A 17,411-nucleotide genomic window follows, 5' to 3' on the forward strand; every position below is an offset into this window, starting at 1 on the left:
TATATTGGTTATTTTCGAGAAGTATTACTCTTCATTCAATAACTTTAATTCACGGCTTCTTACTTGATTTTTCAAGATTTCCGCAAATTCTTCCACGGTAAATGTGCCTAAATCAGCACCTTTACGGGTACGTACTGCCACTTTGCCTTCTGCGATTTCTTTATCACCACAAACAAGCATATAAGGCACACGGCGTAAAGTATGTTCACGAATTTTGAAGCCCACTTTTTCGTTACGTAAATCAGTTTTCACACGTAAACCTACATCAGAAAGCTGTTTTGCGACTTTCTGTACATAGTCTGCTTGGCTATCAGTGATATTCATTACAACTGCTTGGGTTGGGGCTAACCATGCAGGGAAGAAACCTGCATATTCTTCAGTAATAATACCAATGAAACGCTCAATAGAACCTAAAATCGCACGGTGAATCATGACAGGGGTTTTACGGCTATTATCTTCTGCTACATAAGTTGCATCTAAACGACCTGGTAATGCGAAGTCTAATTGCACGGTACCACATTGCCATTCACGACCTAAACAATCTCGTAGTGCAAACTCAATTTTTGGACCATAGAATGCACCTTCACCTTCTTGAATTTCATATTCAAGACCGTTGTGTGCTAAGGCTGCAGCAAGACCTGCTTCCGCACGATCCCACATTTCATCTGAACCGATACGATTTTCAGGGCGAGTAGAAAGTTTTACTGCGATATTAGTGAAACCAAAGGTGCTATAAATGTCGTACACCATTTTAATACAGCTAGTTACTTCGCTCTCAATTTGATCTTCAGTACAGAAAATATGCGCATCATCTTGAGTAAAGCCACGCACACGCATTAAACCGTGTAAAGAACCCGATGGCTCATTACGATGACAAGAACCAAATTCTGCCATACGGATTGGTAAATCACGGTAAGATTTTAAACCTTGATTAAAAATTTGAACGTGTCCTGGACAGTTCATCGGTTTAATTGCGTATTCACGGTTTTCAGATTGGGTTGTGAACATTAAATCTGCGTAATTTTGCCAGTGACCTGTTTTTTCCCACAACACGCGATCCATCATAAACGGGCCTTTTACTTCTTGATAATCGTATTGTTTTAATTTAGTACGCACGAACGTTTCAAGCTCACGGAAAATTGTCCAGCCATCATTGTGCCAGAATACCATACCTGGCGCTTCTTCTTGCATATGATATAAATCTAATGCTTTACCAATTTTACGATGATCACGTTTTGCCGCTTCTTCTAAGCGTGTTAAATATTCAGCAAGTTGTTTTTTATCCGCCCAAGCCGTACCATAGATACGTTGTAACATTTTGTTTTTGCTGTCGCCACGCCAGTACGCACCAGCGACTTTTTGTAATTTGAAATGCTGACAGAAACGCATATTTGGCACGTGTGGGCCACGGCACATGTCAATATATTCTAAGTGATGATATAACGCAGGCATTGCAGTACGTTCAATGTTTTCATCTAAAATTGCCATTTTGTATGGCTCGCCGCGTTTTTCAAAGGTATCACGCGCTTCTTGCCAAGTAACACGTTTTTTCACGACGTCATAATTGGTTTTTGCCAATTCCAACATACGTTTTTCGATTGCATCAATATCTTCTTGGGTTAAAGAGCGATCTAAATCTACATCATAATAGAAGCCATTTTCAATGGTTGGGCCAATTGCCATTTTTACATCTGGGAATAATTGTTTAATAGCGTGTCCAAGCAAGTGAGCGCAAGAATGGCGGATAATCTCTAAACCGTCTTCATCTTTTGCAGTAATAATTTCTAACGTTGCATCTTGCTCGATAATATCGCACGCATCGTGACGTTCTCCATTTACACGGCCTGCGATAGTGGCTTTAGCAAGACCCGCACCAATATCTTGTGCGACTTCAAGAACAGAAACAGGATTATCGAATTGACGTTGGGAACCGTCAGGTAAAGTAATAATTGGCATTGTTTTTTCCTTATACAGTGGTCACCCATACGAAAGGTGACGTGTTCGTTTAAAATTCTATAAAAATTAACCGCACTTTTGCCCTACTTGGCTTCATTCCTACCATTGAACGAGCGAAATTAGGCAAAAAATGCGTGGCGAATTCTATCACTTTCTTAAGGTATTGTTAAATAAATGCACATATTTTACAGAAAGGAAATAATGTTTTTCTGACTAGGGGCTTTATATCCTAAAAATAAAGGCTAAAATAACCGCACTTTTAAATACACTGTTAAGGAATAAAAATGAGCAACGTATTAGTATTAAAATCTAGCATTTCAGGAAATAACTCTCAGACTAATCAATTAGTTGATTATGTTATCGAAAAATTACAAGGTAATAACATTGTAGTACGCGATTTATCCCAACAACCTCTTCCATATTTTGATACCGCAGCCGCAATTGCTGTGCGTGGAGAACCAAAAACAACAGAAGAAAAACAACTTCTAGCGTTGTCTGATAAACTAATCGAAGAATTAAAAAACGCACAAACATTGATAATTGGTGCGCCGATGTATAATTTAAACGTTCCAACACAATTAAAAAGCTATTTTGATTTTATCGCACGTCCGCGCGTTACTTTCCAATATACAGCAAACGGCTCTGAGGGTTTATTAAAAGGCAAAAAAGCCATTGTGTTATGTGCATTTGGTGGATTGTATGATGAAGAAAATCTAGTGACACAATATATGAAATCAATTTTAGGTTTTATCGGTATCACAGATGTGCAATTTGTTTATGCACAAGGCATTGGATTCGGGCCAGAGGCGATTGAAAAAGCCCAAGCGTCCGCAAAAAATAAAATTAATGAAATTGTAGCAAACCTTTAATCCTCAGATAATCTACAAAACATAAGAAAATGTATTAAAAACAAAAAAGTGCGGTAATTTTACCGCACTTTTCTTCTTATTTCTTTCGTTCAACCCATTTTCCATTGGTGAAATCAACAATCCATTTCGTCGCTTTTCCCTCTTTTTCAGAAGTGACATATTGTTTTTTCTCTTTGCGACTAAAACGAACAATCGCTTCATTCTCTTCTGGGTCTTTTTGTGGAGCATCGGCTAAATAAGCTAATTTTTCAGGTAAACGCTCGCGATATTGCACTAGTTCAGCGATTTTAACTGGGCGTGTTTCGCGTGATTTAGGGAAGTTATGGGCTGACATAAATACACCACTCGCACCATCACGCAATACAAAATATGCATCAGATTTTTCGCATTTTAACTCAGGGAAATGTACTGGCTCTTCTTTCGGTGGTGCGACCTCGCCATTTTTCAAAATTTTGCGCGTGTTATCACAATTTGTACATCCCATATACTTGCCAAAACGACCAAGTTTTAGATGCATATCGGCACCGCATTTATCACACTCAACAACAGGGCCATCATAACCTTTAATTTTGAATGAGCCTTCTTCAATTAAATACCCATCACAATTTGGATTATTACCGCAAATATGGATTTTACGATGGGCATCGATTACATAGCTGTCCATTGCCGTTCCACATTTTGTGCAACGTTTACGATCCATTAATGCTTTAGTTTCTGAAGATTCATCTAAAACATTTAATAATTCCGCTTCAGGAATTAAATTAATCGTCGTTTTACACCGCTCTTTTGGCGGCAATGCATAACCCGAGCATCCTAAAAATACCCCCGTACTTGCCGTACGAATGGCCATATTTCTGTCACAGGTTGGGCATTTAATATCGGTTTCCACGAGATTATTCGGGCGCATACCGCCTTCAAGTTCATCTAATTCAGCTTTAGAAAGCTGGCTAGAAAAATCCTTAAAGAATTGATTCAATTCAGTTTTCCAATTTACTGAACCAGAGGCAATTTTATCTAAAGTATCTTCCATATTCGCGGTGAAATCGTAATTCATTAATTCACCAAAAGACTCATTGAGGCGATCAGTCACAATTTCGCCCATTTTTTCTGCATAGAAACGACGATTTTCAGTACGAACATAACCACGTTCTTGAATAGTGGAAATAATTGCCGCATAAGTGGAAGGTCTGCCAATACCACGTTTTTCCAATTCTTTTACTAAAGCCGCTTCAGTAAAACGAGCAGGTGGTTTGGTAAAGTGTTGTGTTGGTTGCACTTCTTTTAAAGCAAGTTTTTCTGACACAGTAACTGAAGGCAATTCTTGATCTTCAGGATTTTTACCTATCTGTGGCAATACTTTTGTCCAACCATCAAAACGTAAAATTCTTCCCTTTGCTTTCAAGGTATAATCGCCAGCGGTAACGGTCAGCGTGCTACTATCATATTGTGCAGGTGGCATTTGACATGCTAAGAATTGACGCCAAATTAAATCATAAAGGCGTACCGCATCTTTTTCCATTCCCTCTAAAGATTCAGGCAATGCTCGAATATCCGATGGACGAATAGCCTCATGCGCCTCTTGCGCATTTTCTTTACTAGAATAGAAATTTGGTTTTTCTGGTAAATATTGTGCACCAAAATGATTTTCAATATAGCTACGCGCCATATTAAGCGCATCTTGACTCAAATTGGTTGAATCCGTACGCATATAAGTAATGTAACCCGCTTCATATAAACGTTGAGCTAACATCATTGTCTTCTTAACGCCAAATCCCAAGCGAGTACTTGCAGTTTGTTGAAGCGTTGATGTAATAAATGGTGCTCGAGGGCGAGAACTTGTTGGCTTAGTTTCTAAATCTGTGACAACGTAATCTGAAACATTCAGAAAATCTACCGCACTTTGTGCTTCTTTTTGATTTTTTGGATCAAATTTCTTGCCTTTATAATCCGTAACATCCAAGCGTATAGCTTGTTTATTTTGATTATTTGTAAGGACGGCAACTTCCCAATATTCTTCAGGCTGGAACGCTTTAATTTCACGCTCGCGTTCGACTAATAATTTAACCGCAACCGATTGAACTCGACCAGCAGAAAGCCCGCGTGCCACTTTTTTCCAAAGTAATGGCGACACCATAAAGCCCACTACTCTATCTAAAAAACGACGAGTTTGTTGAGCATTAACACGATCCATATTTAATTGTTCAGGCTTTTCAAAAGCCTGTTTAATGGCATTTTTAGTTATTTCGTTAAACACCACGCGACTAAAACGATCATCGTTACCACCAATCACTTCACGTAAATGCCACGCAATCGCTTCCCCTTCTCTATCCAAGTCGGTTGCGAGATAAATGTGATCTGCTTTTTTAGCAAGCGACTTTAATTCGGAAACCACTTTTTCTTTACCAGGCAGAATCTGATAATTTGCTTTCCAATCGTGATAAGGATCAATCCCCATACGTTTAACTAAGGCGTTACGTTCCTTTTCTGCCTTAATTTTTGCTTTTTCTTCGGCATCCATACCTTTGGTTGAAATTGGTTTAGCTTTTTCACCTGTACTAGAACCAACCGTCGGCAAATCACGAATATGTCCCACGCTCGATTTCACGACATATTGGCTACCTAAATACTTATTAATAGTTTTTGCTTTTGCTGGCGACTCCACAATCACCAAGGATTTACTCATTTGATTACCTAATATTACTAGAATTTTGTAAAATTGGCGGTATAGTGCAAAGTTATGTTGGCAAAATCAAGCATTTTTTCAAAAAAGGTCTATAAATGGATAAACTCAACGCGATTTCTATTTTCTGCAAAGTCATTGAAACCCAAAGTTTTACTTTGGCAGCAAAGCAACAAAATATTTCTGTGGCGATGGCAAGCAAATTAGTTTCACAATTAGAAGAACATTTAAAAACACGATTGTTACAACGTACCACCAGAAAAATTATGCCTACTGAAGCTGGAATGATGTATTATCAACGTTGCCAAGGAATTTTGCTTGATTTAGATGAAGCAGATTCCAGCATCACCCACCTTACCAGTTCATTACAAGGAAATTTACTGATTTCCGTTCCTCGTGATTTTGGTTTACTTTTTATTGCACCAAATTTACCCACTTTTATGGCTAAGCATCCTCATTTGCATATTGAAGTTGAATTTAATGATAAGAAAATCGATTTATTATCCGAAGGCTATGATCTTGCTCTTCGTATTGGTTATATGGAAGATAGCTCGTTGGTTTCACGTAAAATAGGAACTACTACTGTTCATTTTGCAGCGTCGCCTAATTATCTTGAAACGAATGGTATTCCACAAACGCCTGATGATTTAGAACATCACAATGGCTTACTTTATAAAAATGCAATGAATCAGGTAAATTGGGTTGGTTCACGTATAAATCAAACCCAACGTTTCAAAATCCAATCCAAAGTGGTAAGCAATAGCGGTTTTGCCTTATTAAATATGGCAAAAGCGGGACTAGGTATTGCTAATTTACCAAAATTTATTTTAGGTAGAGCCTTTGAAAAAGGCGAGCTTATTGAAATATTGCCAGAATATAAACAACAAAAATTAGAAATTCATGTGGTCTATCCAAACAGAAGACATTTACCAATAAAAGTGCGGGCATTTATTGAATTTTTATCTGGATTGGGCTTGTGTTCAGAAATTTTGGAAAATCATGAAGATAATATTTAAATGCTATAAATAAAAATACCGCACTTAAGCAACCCAAAGTGCGGTTATTTTTATGCGTGTTTTTTATAATGCTTTTAAGATATCTTCAACGCGATCTTTTGCATCACCAAAGAGCATTTGCGTATTCTCTTTGAAGAATAATGGGTTTTGTACGCCAGCGTAACCCACTGCCATTGAACGTTTGAACACAATCACATTTTGTGCTTTCCATACTTCTAACACAGGCATTCCCGCGATTGGGCTATTTGGATCTTCCATCGCCGCTGGGTTTACCGTATCGTTCGCACCTATAACCAATACCACATCGGTATCAGCAAAATCATCATTGATTTCATCCATTTCAAGTACGACATCGTAAGGTACTTTCGCTTCAGCTAAAAGCACGTTCATGTGGCCCGGTAAACGTCCTGCAACAGGGTGAATACCAAAACGAACGTTCACACCACGTTCACGCAATTTTGCCGTAATATCAGCGACTGGATATTGTGCTTGTGCAACAGCCATACCATATCCCGGCGTGATAATCACAGAACTTGCATTTTTCAACAACTCAGCTACTTCTTCTGCTGTAGTTTCACGGTGTTCGCCTTGTTCTTCGCTTGAAGAAACTTGAACATCGTTACCAAAACCACCCGCAATGACGCTCACAAATGAACGGTTCATCGCTTTACACATAATGTAAGAAAGAATTGCACCAGAAGAACCAACAAGCGCACCTGTAACGATCAGCAAATCATTATTCAACATAAAACCTGCCGCAGCTGCTGCCCAACCTGAATAAGAGTTAAGCATTGATACTACAACTGGCATATCTGCCCCACCGATTGATGCCACTAAGTGCCATCCAAATGCAAGCGCAATCGCTGTCATTAATAACACAGGGAAAATGCTTTCTGGATTATTCAAGAATGCAACCATCAATAATGCAGATACCACAAGTGCGGCTAAATTTAATTTATGGCGATGCGGTAACATTAATGCTTTTGAATTAATTTTTCCGCTTAATTTACCAAATGCAACAACAGAACCAGTGAAAGTTACTGCACCGATAAAAATACCTAAAAATACTTCAACATTATGAATATTCGTTAATACTACTTGCTCTGCTACAAATGCGGCTTGTGCTGCTGCATCTAATCCTTCTGGCATTAACGCCTCATGGTGTAAACCATAGCTATTAAAGCCAACGAGTACAGCTGCTAAACCGACAAAACTGTGAAGAATCGCCACAAGTTCTGGCATTTCAGTCATTTCTACTTTTAATGCACGTTGAACACCGATTGCTCCACCAATGATCATCGCAATAATGATCCAAAATGTTCCTTCAGAATGAGGGCCAAAAATGGTTGCGATAAGGGCAATTGTCATACCAACAATACCGAACCAACAACCTGCTTTAGCAGTTTCATGTTTAGAAAGTCCTGCCAAGCTCATAATGAAAAGTAATGCTGCTAAAATATACGCAGCCTGTACTAAACCTTCAGACATTGTGCGCTCCTTAACCTTTTCTAAACATTGCTAACATACGTTGTGTGACACGGAAACCACCAAAAATATTGATGCTTGCCACCAAAATCGCCACAAAAGCTAACGCATCGATAAATAGATTGCCTGTTGGCTGACGAATTTGTAATAACGCACCTACAATAATAATGCCTGAAATTGCATTTGTTACTGCCATTAATGGTGTGTGAAGTGCATGGCTAACATTCCAAACCACGTAATAACCCACCACACAAGCTAAAACAAATACGGTGAAATGTGATAAAAATGCAGCTGGCGCCACAGAAGCTAACCAAAGGAATAACACGCCAACACCAGCCATCACACCGTATTTCACACGAGGATCTGTTGGTTTAGATTCTTTTTTCTCTGCCACTGGTGCAGCTTTGGTTTCTTGTTTTGGTTGTGCAGACACTTGAATTTGTGCTGGTGGAATTTCTTCCCCATCACGAACAACGGTTACACCGCGAAGAACCACATCTTCAAAATCAATATTAATATTGCCATCTTTCTCTTTGCACAAAAGTTTTAATAAATTGACTAAGTTTGTGCCATAAAGTTGAGAAGATTGCGTTGGTAAACGGCTTGGGAAATCTGTATAACCAATCACTTTCACTTGGTTTTCAGTTGTAACAACTTTCCCTGCTTGCGTATATTCACAGTTACCGCCAGTTGCAGCTGCTAAATCCACAATCACCGAACCTGGTTTCATTGAATCCACCATTTCTTTGGTGATTAAACGAGGCGCTGGTTTACCCGGAATGGCTGCCGTAGTAATAATAATATCGACTTCTTTAGCTTGTTCTGCATAAAGCTCCATCGCACGACGGTTAAATTCTTCCGACATCACTTTCGCATAACCATCGCCACTGCCACCTTCTTCTTTGAAATCAATTTCTAAGAAGCTCGCACCCATACTCTGAACTTGCTCTTTCACTTCAGGACGAGAGTCAAAAGCACGAACAATCGCCCCAAGGCTATTTGCTGCACCAATTGCCGCCAAACCAGCCACACCCGCACCAATAACCAACACTTTTGCTGGTGGAACTTTACCTGCTGCAGTAATTTGCCCAGTAAAGAAGCTACCGAATTCATGTGCAGCTTCAATGACAGCACGATAACCAGAAATATTCGCCATAGAAGAAAGCGCATCCAATGCTTGCGCACGAGAAATACGAGGCACCGCATCCATTGCTAACACATTAATTTTCTTCGCGGTGAGTTTTTTCATTAACTCAGGATTTTGCATGCGCCAAATAAAGCTCACGAGAGTTGCCCCTTCCTTCATTTGAGCGATTTCTTCATCTGTCGGTGCATTTACTTTGAAGATAATATCCGATTGCCAAATTTCAGCCGACGTACCGATCTTCGCGCCTGCCTCTAAAAATGCTTGATCTTCAAAACTAGCTTTAAAACCTGCATCGTGTTCAACGATCACGTCAAAGCCCAATTTCAATATTTGCTGAACCGTTTTCGGCGTTGCCGCCACACGGCTCTCATTCTCAAGCAGCTCTCTAGGTACACCAATTAACATACTGTTTCCCTCTGATTGATGATTGGGTTAATGAAATTAATGAACAAACCTTCGCCTATTCATCGTTAAAATGACAAAAAGTCAAACGGATGCAAATGTATCATTAATTGAATGAAAATAGGTAACGTTTTTAAGTGGTTTTACAAGATATTGTGATAGGGATCACGAAAAATCCCACATAAAAACATCTCAAAAATTTACCGCACTTTCCATAAAAAAACACCACAAGTAAAAAACTTGTGGTGCTTTTAATTTTATTATTAATCACCTAATTGAACAGGCTCAACTTTCCAAATTCTCTCCGCATACTCTTTAATTGTGCGGTCAGATGAGAAGAAGCCCATATTCACGATATTTTGGATGGTGCTTTCAATCCATTGGTCGCGTTGTTTATATTTTTCATCTACGGCTTTTTGAGTTTCTACATAACTACGGAAATCAGCGAACGCTTGATAATAATCGTGGTATTGCAAGCCTTGTAATAGTTGATGATAACGTTGAGGATCTTCTGGTGAGAATTTACCTTCAATAATTTGATCCACGACGGTGCGTAATTGAGCATCATTTTGATAGTATTCAAATGATCGATACCCTTCTCGACGAAGTTGCTCAACTTGCTCCACAGTGTTACCGAAAATAAAGATGTTATCTTCACCCACGTTTTCCAAGATCTCTACGTTCGCACCGTCAAGTGTACCGAGTGTCAATGCACCGTTAAGGGCAAATTTCATATTACTGGTGCCAGAAGCCTCTGTACCTGCAAGTGAAATTTGCTCTGAAATATCTGCTGCTGGGATGATAAGCTGTGCAAGGCTTACGCTGTAGTTCGGGATAAACACTACTTTCAAGCGGCCTTTCAAACGTTCATCGTTGTTGATTACATTTGCCACATCATTGATTAAGTGAATGGTTTGTTTCGCCGCATAATAAGCTGAAGCCGCTTTACCTGCTAGAATAAATACGCGAGGTTGCCAATCTTTTTCAGGGTTGGCAAGCATTTCATTGTAGCGAGCGATAATATGCAACACGTTCAACATTTGGCGTTTGTATTCGTGAATACGTTTTACTTGAACATCAAATAAAGCGTGCGGATCAAGCTCTACCCCTAACTCGCATTTTACGTACTCCGCCAATTTCACTTTATTGGCAAATTTAATGTCAGCGACAGCCTCTTTAAATGCTTTTTCTTGTGCGAATGGTTTAAGTTTTGCGATTTGGCTTAAATCGCAACGCCATTCTGAGCCGATATATTTATCAAACAATGCGGCTAATTGTGGATTCGCAACGGCTAACCAACGACGCGGTGTGATACCGTTTGTTACATTGGTAAAGCGTTCTGGGAAAATACGAGCAAAATCGGCAAAGGTTGAAGTTACCATTAAATCAGAGTGGATTTCGGCAACCCCGTTAATTTTGTGTGAACCTACAACGGATAGCCATCCCATACGCACTTTGCGTTGGTAGCCTTCTTCGATAAGAGAAACGCGACGGATAAAATCGTTGTCAGTCGTCACATAAGTGCGGACATATTCCAAGAAATGATCGTTAATTTCAAAAATCATCTGTAAATGACGCGGTAAGATTTTCGCCATCATTTCCACTGGCCAAGTTTCTAACGCTTCGGACATTAAAGTATGGCAGGTGTAAGAGAAAATATTATGCGTCATCTCCCACGCTTTTTTCCATTCAAAACCTTCATCATCCACTAAAATACGCATTAATTCAGGAATCGCTAACGCTGGGTGAGTATCGTTTAGGTGGATCGCCACTTTATCTGCCAAGTTTTCAAGGCCATCGTGGGTGCGTTTGTGACGGCGTAAAATATCTTGAAGTGATGCAGAGACTAAGAAATACTCTTGACGTAAACGCAATTCGCGACCATTCCACGTAGAATCGTCAGGGTAAAGCACGCGTGATAAGTTTTTATTTGCGGAGTGTTCTTCTAATGCGGCTAAATGTTCGCCACGGTTGAAGTCGGCAAGGTTAAACACTTCCCCTGCGTGTGCCGACCATAAACGTAATGTCGCAGCAGAATTATTTTGATAACCTGGAATCATTTGATCGTAAGCAAGTGCGGTCACTTTTTCGGTATCTTGCCAAATACATTTTTTGCCCTCGAAATGAATGTTTCCGCCAAATTCTATAGTAAAACGTTTTGATGGACGAATAAATTCCCAAGGTGCTCCTTTTTCAAGCCACGCATCTGGGCGTTCTACTTGCTGACCGTTTTCAATTTTTTGGCGGAACATACCATATTCATAACGAATACCGTAGCCCATACCTGGTAAGCCAAGGGTCGCAATCGAATCCATAAAGCACGCCGCTAAACGGCCTAAACCGCCATTGCCCAAGCCAGGATCAACTTCTTTTTCCAACACTTCTTCTAAATCCACATTTAATTCAGAAAGTGCTTCCTGTGCTAATCCATAAATGCCTTCTGCAATCATCGCATTAGATAGCGTACGTCCGATTAAAAATTCCATTGAAAGGTAGTAAACACGGCGAGAATCTTCCGCACGAGTTTGGCGAGCAGTAGTGATCCAACCCTCTGTTACTAAATCACGCACAGCGTGGAGTGTTGCATTTAGCCAATCGCGTTGGCTCGCTTCACGTGGAGAGCGACCGATTAAGAAAATGAGTTTGTAAACGATTGATTTTTTAATCGCTTCAACGGTCATTTCAGGACGATTATATTGGAATGGAGAATCAAAGTTATCCATTATCATAGGTAAAACCTCTATTAGAATGCTAAGAAATGATTAACGTAGGGTGTGTGAATTTGCAAAAATCAATCAAAATTTGACCGCTCTTTGAGTGCGTGAATGTTGTTCAAACACCCTACAAAAGTAGTTTGAATTTTATGCTTATCTTTGTAAAAAACAAGCCTAATCACACCGCTTGCAAAAGATTCTTTCACAAGCGGTGTGATTGTTAAGAAAGTTTACGAATAAAACTACAAGCATTCATAAAGCGTTCTATATTGCTCTGCAGCTTTACGCCAGCTGAAGTCTTGTTCCATTGCATCGGTGCGAATCATCGCCCACGCACGCGGTTTTTGCCATAAGGCAAAGGCACGTTGCAAGCAATGGCGGAGAGCTTCAGGAGTTGCACTTTCAAACACAAAACCTGTTGCGGTGCGAGCTTTAATACTTTCTGAAGTGCTATCCACCACCGTATCTGCCAAACCACCCGTTTTACGAACAAGTGGAAGTGTGCCATATTGCAAACCATAAAGTTGGGTTAAGCCACAAGGCTCGAAACGGCTTGGCACTAAAATCACATCGCCACCCGCCACCATTAAATGCGAAAGGGCTTCATCGTAACCGATTTTTACCGCAATATTGTCAGGATATTGTACTGCAAGCTCACGAATACCTTGTTCTAAGTGCGGTGCACCAGAGCCCAAAATCATCAACTGTCCGCCTTGTTTAACGATTTCGTCTGCACTTTCGATTAATAAATCGACACCTTTTTGTTCGGTTAAACGGGTGACCATCACAAATGCCAAGGCAGATTCATCTTGTGGCAAATTGAAATACGCTTGCAATTCAGCTTTGTTTTTCTTTTTGCCTGTCATATATTTCAGCTTGTAATGGTGTGGGATGTATTGATCCACGTTCGGATGCCAAATATTTTCGTCCACGCCGTTTAATATCCCCACCAAACGACCTTGAGCTTTTAAGCCAGAAAGTAAGCCTTGTAAACCATAGGCAAATTCAGGTGTCGTGATTTCTTCTGCATAAGTTGGGCTAACAGTCGTGCTTGCATCAGAATAGAACAAGCCTGATTTTAAATAAGAAATTTGTCCGAATAACTCCAAACCGTCCACATTAAACATGCCTGCTGGCAAACCAATTTCGTACAAATGATGATAAGAAAACTGCCCTTGATACGCCAAGTTATGAATAGTGAACACCGATTTTGCTGGTTTGCCTTTGTTGAACAAATAAGCTGCACAAAGCCCTGCGTGCCAATCGTGAGCATGTACCACTTCTGCACGCCACCAGCTGTCTAAACCTGTAGCTAATTCTGCCCCCACCCAACCGAGCAAAGCAAAACGTTTGTAATTGTCGCCGTAGTCATTGTAATAGGCATTGTGGTAAGGATTGCCTTCGCGACCGTATAAGTGCGGTGCGTCAATCAAATAGATCCCGACACCGTTATATTCTCCATAACGCAACACCACGTGCCCAGCGAAGTTGTCAAATTCGGCAACCACTTGGGTATGCGGAATACCTGCTGTAATTGCAGGATAAGCAGGCAATAAAACGCGAGCATCCAACCCGATTTGGTTTTGTGCTTGGGGTAATGCCCCTAAAACATCGGCAAGCCCGCCTGTTTTTAATAGCGGATAGAGTTCCGAGCAAACATGTAGTATTTTCATTGAGTTTTTTATTTTCCCTATAAATATGAATAATGCTCGATCAGCCCCCCTCTTTAGAAAAGAGGGGGTTCATAAAGTGCGGTCAATTTTGACCGCACTTTTCCTAACTAATCTAAATGTCCTTCTTCGCCAATCTCGTATCCCTCAAGTTTCTTTAACATTTTCGAGATCACAAGAATCACTTTACCTGTTGAGCTAATACGGAAGCGTTTTTTATCTTCTTCTATATCCACACCAATTTGCATACCATCAGGAATTTCACATTCACGATCAATAATACAATTTTTCAACACACAATTTTTGCCGATTTTAACTTGCGGTAACACCACGCAGTGATCCACTTTTGAAAATGCGTCAATTTTAATATGGTCGAATAACACAGAATTGCTGATCGAAGCATCGGTAATCACACAACCGCCGCCGATAAGTGAGTTATCCACTGGATGCACATTGGAGTGTTTGTAGAAAAATTTTGATGGATAAGCCTGAATAGGATTACCACGAATTGGCCAGTTTTGGTCATAAATATCTAATTGTGGATTTTCAGAGACTAAATCGATATTGGATTGCCAGAAACTATCAAGCGTCCCTACATCACGCCAGTAAATTTCGCCTTCGGTGTTGCGTCCCATACAAGAACGGCTGAATGGGTGAGCATAAAGCGTGCCTTCTTCTAAACATTTTGGCAACACATCTTTACCGAAATCGTGGCTAGTTTGCGGGGTATTAACTTCCTGCTCAAGCATTTTATAAAGATAATCAGCATCAAATACATAAATCCCCATTGAGGCAAGCGAAACATCAGGTTTGCCCACCATGACTGGCGGATCTTTCGGTTTTTCCACAAAGGCTTTCACTTTCAAGTTTTCGTTTACTGCCATCACACCAAATTCGTGAGCCTCAGAACGTGGCACTTCAATGCAACCAACGGTACATTTCGCCCCACTATTGACGTGATCCATTAACATCACACTGTAATCTTGTTTGTAAATATGGTCGCCTGCTAAGATCAAAATATATTTTGGGCGATAGTGATTTTTAATAATAGCCATATTTTGATATACCGCATCCGCCGTGCCACGATACCAAGTGGAATCGTCAATTTGCTGACGAGCTGGCAACATATCGACAAATTCCCCTCTCTCTTGTGGCAAAAAAGACCAGCCTGTTTGCAAATGACGAAGCAAGGAGTGTGCCGCATATTGAGTCACGACCCCAATTCGGTTTAAACCTGAGTTAATGCAGTTAGAAAGTGCGAAATCAATGATACGACGATTACCACCAAAATAAAGAGCTGGTTTTGCACGTTTATCTGTCAATTCGTGTAAACGTGAACCACGTCCACCTGCGAGAACAAGCACCAAAGTGTTTTTAACTAAATCATATTTGTTAAGGTCGCCAGATTTCATAAGGATCTCCATAGTCTTATTGTTATTCGTCATTCAGCATACAAAAGCCCATTGAATAAATTTCGGCTTGTTGTGCTTCAAGGGTTACATTATGTGTACCGATTTGGGGCTTCCATTTCCCATTAGGCAAGTGAAACACCTGACCTTCGGCTTTGGCATTAATCAACAAAAGCCAACGATTATCTAAAACTACCTGTAATGCTTTGGTTTGTTGATTTTGCCAATCTTCAACTGTCATCGGTTCTCCTGCAATATTAAGCCATTGTACATTCTCATCCGACCACCATTGATCTTGGTTTAAACTGCCAATTTGCTTACGAAGTGCAATCGTTTGCTTGGTCAGTTCAAATAATGCTGTGTTAAATTCTGCCCATTTAAGCCAAGTAATCTCGTTATCTTGGCAATAGGCATTGTTATTACCATATTGGGTATTACCAAACTCATCGCCAGCCAATAACATAGGTGTACCATTTGCAAGCAATAAACTCATTAATAATCCACTTTGTGCAAAAGTGCGGTTATTTTCCACCGCACTTTTTTGCGGTTCAGCAATATTTTCAGTCGAACCCTCTATACCGTGGTTGTAACTGTAATTTTCATTGCGACCATCACGATTTTCTTCGCCGTTCGCTTCATTATGTTTTTGGTTGTAACTCACTAAATCTTTAAGCGTAAAACCATCGTGAGCGGTAATAAAATTAAGTGTAGTATGTGGCAAGCGGTCATTTTTCTTAAATAAATCGCTAGAACCTGCAAAACGTTCTGCAAATGCACCAATTTCGCCACTTTTCCATAGCCAGAAACGGCAGAGATCATCGCGGAATCGGTCGTTCCATTCGGCAAAATAACTTGGGAAATTGCCGACTTGATAACCGTAATGTCCAATATCCCAAGGCTCGGCAATCAATTTAATATTTTGTAAACTTGGCTCATTTTTTATGTCAGTAAAAAGCTGAGCTGACGAATTGAAATCAGGTGTATCACGCCCTAAAACAGTGGCTAAATCAAAACGGAATCCATCAATGTGGCATTGCTCCACCCAATAACGCAGGCAATCCACCACCCACTTTCGCCCTACATCAGAGGATAAATTGAGCATATTGCCGCAGCCTGTCCAATTGATATAACGCCCTTGATCGTTGCGCCAATAGTAAGTTTGATCATCAATACCACGCTGGCAGAATGTTGGGTAAGTTTGCTCTGATTCTGCAGAATGGTTAAACACCACATCTAAGATAACTTCAATACCCGCATTGTGAAACGCCTTTACCGTCGCTTTAAATTCAGCTAATGGATTATTTGTTGCCGCATATTTAGGTTCTACCGCAAACATCGCTAAGGGATTGTATCCCCAATAATTTTGTAAGCCTCGTGCCTGTAAGTGCGGTTCATTTATATGGAAATTTACAGGCAGCAACTCCACCGCAGTTACGCCTAATTCTTTCAAATACGCCAAATTCACAGGATGTGCTAATCCAGTATAAGTACCACGCAACGCCGCAGGGATTTTCTCGTTTAACTGGCTAAACCCTTTAACGTGTAATTCATACACAATGGTTTCAGCCCAAGGCGTATTGGGTAAAGTATCATTTTCCCAATTAAAATCTTCCGAAATCACACCCGCTCTTGGGGCAAGATGCGCGTTGTCGCGATTATCCGAAAGCAAGAACCAAGAACAACTTTCTTCGCTACTTAAATCAGGTTTACCATTCACGGCTTTCGCATAGGGATCGAGCATTAATTTATTCGGGTTGGCATATTCGCCGTGAATACGAAATCCATATTCCGTACCAGTTTTCACGCCAGTTACCGCCAAATGCCACACATTTTCAGTACGCACCATCGGCAAGCGTGTTTCTTGATTTTGTTCGTCAAAAAGGCAAAGTTCTACGCCTATTACCGCAGCGGAAAACAGGGCGAAATTGGTAATTTGCACGTTGTTTTCGACCGCTTGTGAGTATCCCATTGGAATAGGATTGCCATTGTTGTAGATTTTGAACATATTTTTATCGCTTTTGTAGGGGCAAATTACATTTGCCCAAAAACATCGGTGGTTTATC

The 17,411-nt window shown here is 40.2% G+C and carries 10 protein-coding genes; 2 read left to right on the forward strand and 8 right to left on the reverse strand.

Translation table 11 applies throughout. The features are described 5' to 3' along the window. Nucleotides 1-24 precede the first annotated feature (24 nt). Nucleotides 25-1,956 (reverse strand): threonine--tRNA ligase, encoded by a 1,932-nt coding sequence (thrS, locus tag K6J66_RS07465; RefSeq protein ID WP_011962039.1) that lies wholly within the window; start codon nucleotides 1,954-1,956, stop codon nucleotides 25-27. Nucleotides 1,957-2,240: 284 nt separating this feature from the next. Here thrS and K6J66_RS07470 point away from each other — a divergent pair, with 284 nt between their 5' ends. After that, complete coding sequence (locus K6J66_RS07470; RefSeq protein ID WP_038439863.1) at nucleotides 2,241-2,825, forward strand: FMN-dependent NADH-azoreductase; 585 nt, start codon at nucleotides 2,241-2,243, stop codon at nucleotides 2,823-2,825. Nucleotides 2,826-2,901: 76 nt separating this feature from the next. On the opposite strand, the gene topA is transcribed toward K6J66_RS07470, so the two are convergent. Continuing rightward, nucleotides 2,902-5,508, reverse strand: a complete 2,607-nt coding sequence (topA, locus tag K6J66_RS07475) for a type I DNA topoisomerase (protein WP_038439864.1) — start codon at nucleotides 5,506-5,508, stop codon at nucleotides 2,902-2,904. Between the two features lie 95 nt (nucleotides 5,509-5,603). On the opposite strand from topA, the gene K6J66_RS07480 reads away from it, so the two are divergent. Then, nucleotides 5,604-6,521 (forward strand): LysR family transcriptional regulator, encoded by a 918-nt coding sequence (locus K6J66_RS07480; RefSeq protein ID WP_042594642.1) that lies wholly within the window; start codon nucleotides 5,604-5,606, stop codon nucleotides 6,519-6,521. Between the two features lie 63 nt (nucleotides 6,522-6,584). Here K6J66_RS07480 and pntB read toward each other — a convergent pair whose 3' ends face one another. The 6 genes from pntB to glgX form a co-directional block, all read right to left on the reverse strand. Further along, the gene (gene pntB, locus K6J66_RS07485) at nucleotides 6,585-8,009 is read right to left on the reverse strand and encodes a Re/Si-specific NAD(P)(+) transhydrogenase subunit beta (RefSeq protein WP_005650651.1); all 1,425 of its coding nucleotides are present in this window, start codon (nucleotides 8,007-8,009) and stop codon (nucleotides 6,585-6,587) included. A 10-nt stretch (nucleotides 8,010-8,019) separates the two neighbouring features. Next, complete coding sequence (pntA, locus tag K6J66_RS07490) at nucleotides 8,020-9,558, reverse strand: Re/Si-specific NAD(P)(+) transhydrogenase subunit alpha (RefSeq protein WP_005631652.1); 1,539 nt, start codon at nucleotides 9,556-9,558, stop codon at nucleotides 8,020-8,022. A 260-nt stretch (nucleotides 9,559-9,818) separates the two neighbouring features. Further along, entirely contained in the window at nucleotides 9,819-12,284 is a 2,466-nt protein-coding gene (locus K6J66_RS07495; protein ID WP_038439866.1) for a glycogen/starch/alpha-glucan phosphorylase, read from the reverse strand. A gap of 227 nt (nucleotides 12,285-12,511) precedes the next feature. Next, nucleotides 12,512-13,942: a glycogen synthase GlgA gene (glgA, locus tag K6J66_RS07500; RefSeq protein ID WP_038439867.1), complete on the reverse strand. Its 1,431-nt coding sequence runs from the start codon at nucleotides 13,940-13,942 to the stop codon at nucleotides 12,512-12,514. A 107-nt stretch (nucleotides 13,943-14,049) separates the two neighbouring features. Continuing rightward, the gene (glgC, locus tag K6J66_RS07505; RefSeq protein WP_038439868.1) at nucleotides 14,050-15,351 is read right to left on the reverse strand and encodes a glucose-1-phosphate adenylyltransferase; all 1,302 of its coding nucleotides are present in this window, start codon (nucleotides 15,349-15,351) and stop codon (nucleotides 14,050-14,052) included. 22 nt (nucleotides 15,352-15,373) lie between these two features. Beyond that, nucleotides 15,374-17,353, reverse strand: a complete 1,980-nt coding sequence (gene glgX / locus K6J66_RS07510) for a glycogen debranching protein GlgX (protein ID WP_038439869.1) — start codon at nucleotides 17,351-17,353, stop codon at nucleotides 15,374-15,376. Between the last annotated feature and the right edge of the window lie 58 nt (nucleotides 17,354-17,411).

This window comes from Haemophilus influenzae (assembly GCF_019703545.1).
GTDB lineage: Bacteria > Pseudomonadota > Gammaproteobacteria > Enterobacterales > Pasteurellaceae > Haemophilus > Haemophilus influenzae_E.

Excerpts from the sequence above, each read along its gene's own strand:
- K6J66_RS07495 (WP_038439866.1), bottom strand. The coding sequence starts at position 12,284 with ATGATAATGGATAACTTTGATTCTCCATTCCAATATAATCGTCCTGAA.
- glgX (WP_038439869.1), bottom strand. The coding sequence starts at position 17,353 with ATGTTCAAAATCTACAACAATGGCAATCCTATTCCAATGGGATACTCA.
- thrS (WP_011962039.1), bottom strand. The coding sequence starts at position 1,956 with ATGCCAATTATTACTTTACCTGACGGTTCCCAACGTCAATTCGATAAT.
- glgC (WP_038439868.1), bottom strand. The coding sequence starts at position 15,351 with ATGAAATCTGGCGACCTTAACAAATATGATTTAGTTAAAAACACTTTG.
- glgA (WP_038439867.1), bottom strand. The coding sequence starts at position 13,942 with ATGAAAATACTACATGTTTGCTCGGAACTCTATCCGCTATTAAAAACA.
- K6J66_RS07480 (WP_042594642.1), top strand. The coding sequence starts at position 5,604 with ATGGATAAACTCAACGCGATTTCTATTTTCTGCAAAGTCATTGAAACC.
- K6J66_RS07470 (WP_038439863.1), top strand. The coding sequence starts at position 2,241 with ATGAGCAACGTATTAGTATTAAAATCTAGCATTTCAGGAAATAACTCT.
- pntB (WP_005650651.1), bottom strand. The coding sequence starts at position 8,009 with ATGTCTGAAGGTTTAGTACAGGCTGCGTATATTTTAGCAGCATTACTT.
- topA (WP_038439864.1), bottom strand. The coding sequence starts at position 5,508 with ATGAGTAAATCCTTGGTGATTGTGGAGTCGCCAGCAAAAGCAAAAACT.
- pntA (WP_005631652.1), bottom strand. The coding sequence starts at position 9,558 with ATGTTAATTGGTGTACCTAGAGAGCTGCTTGAGAATGAGAGCCGTGTG.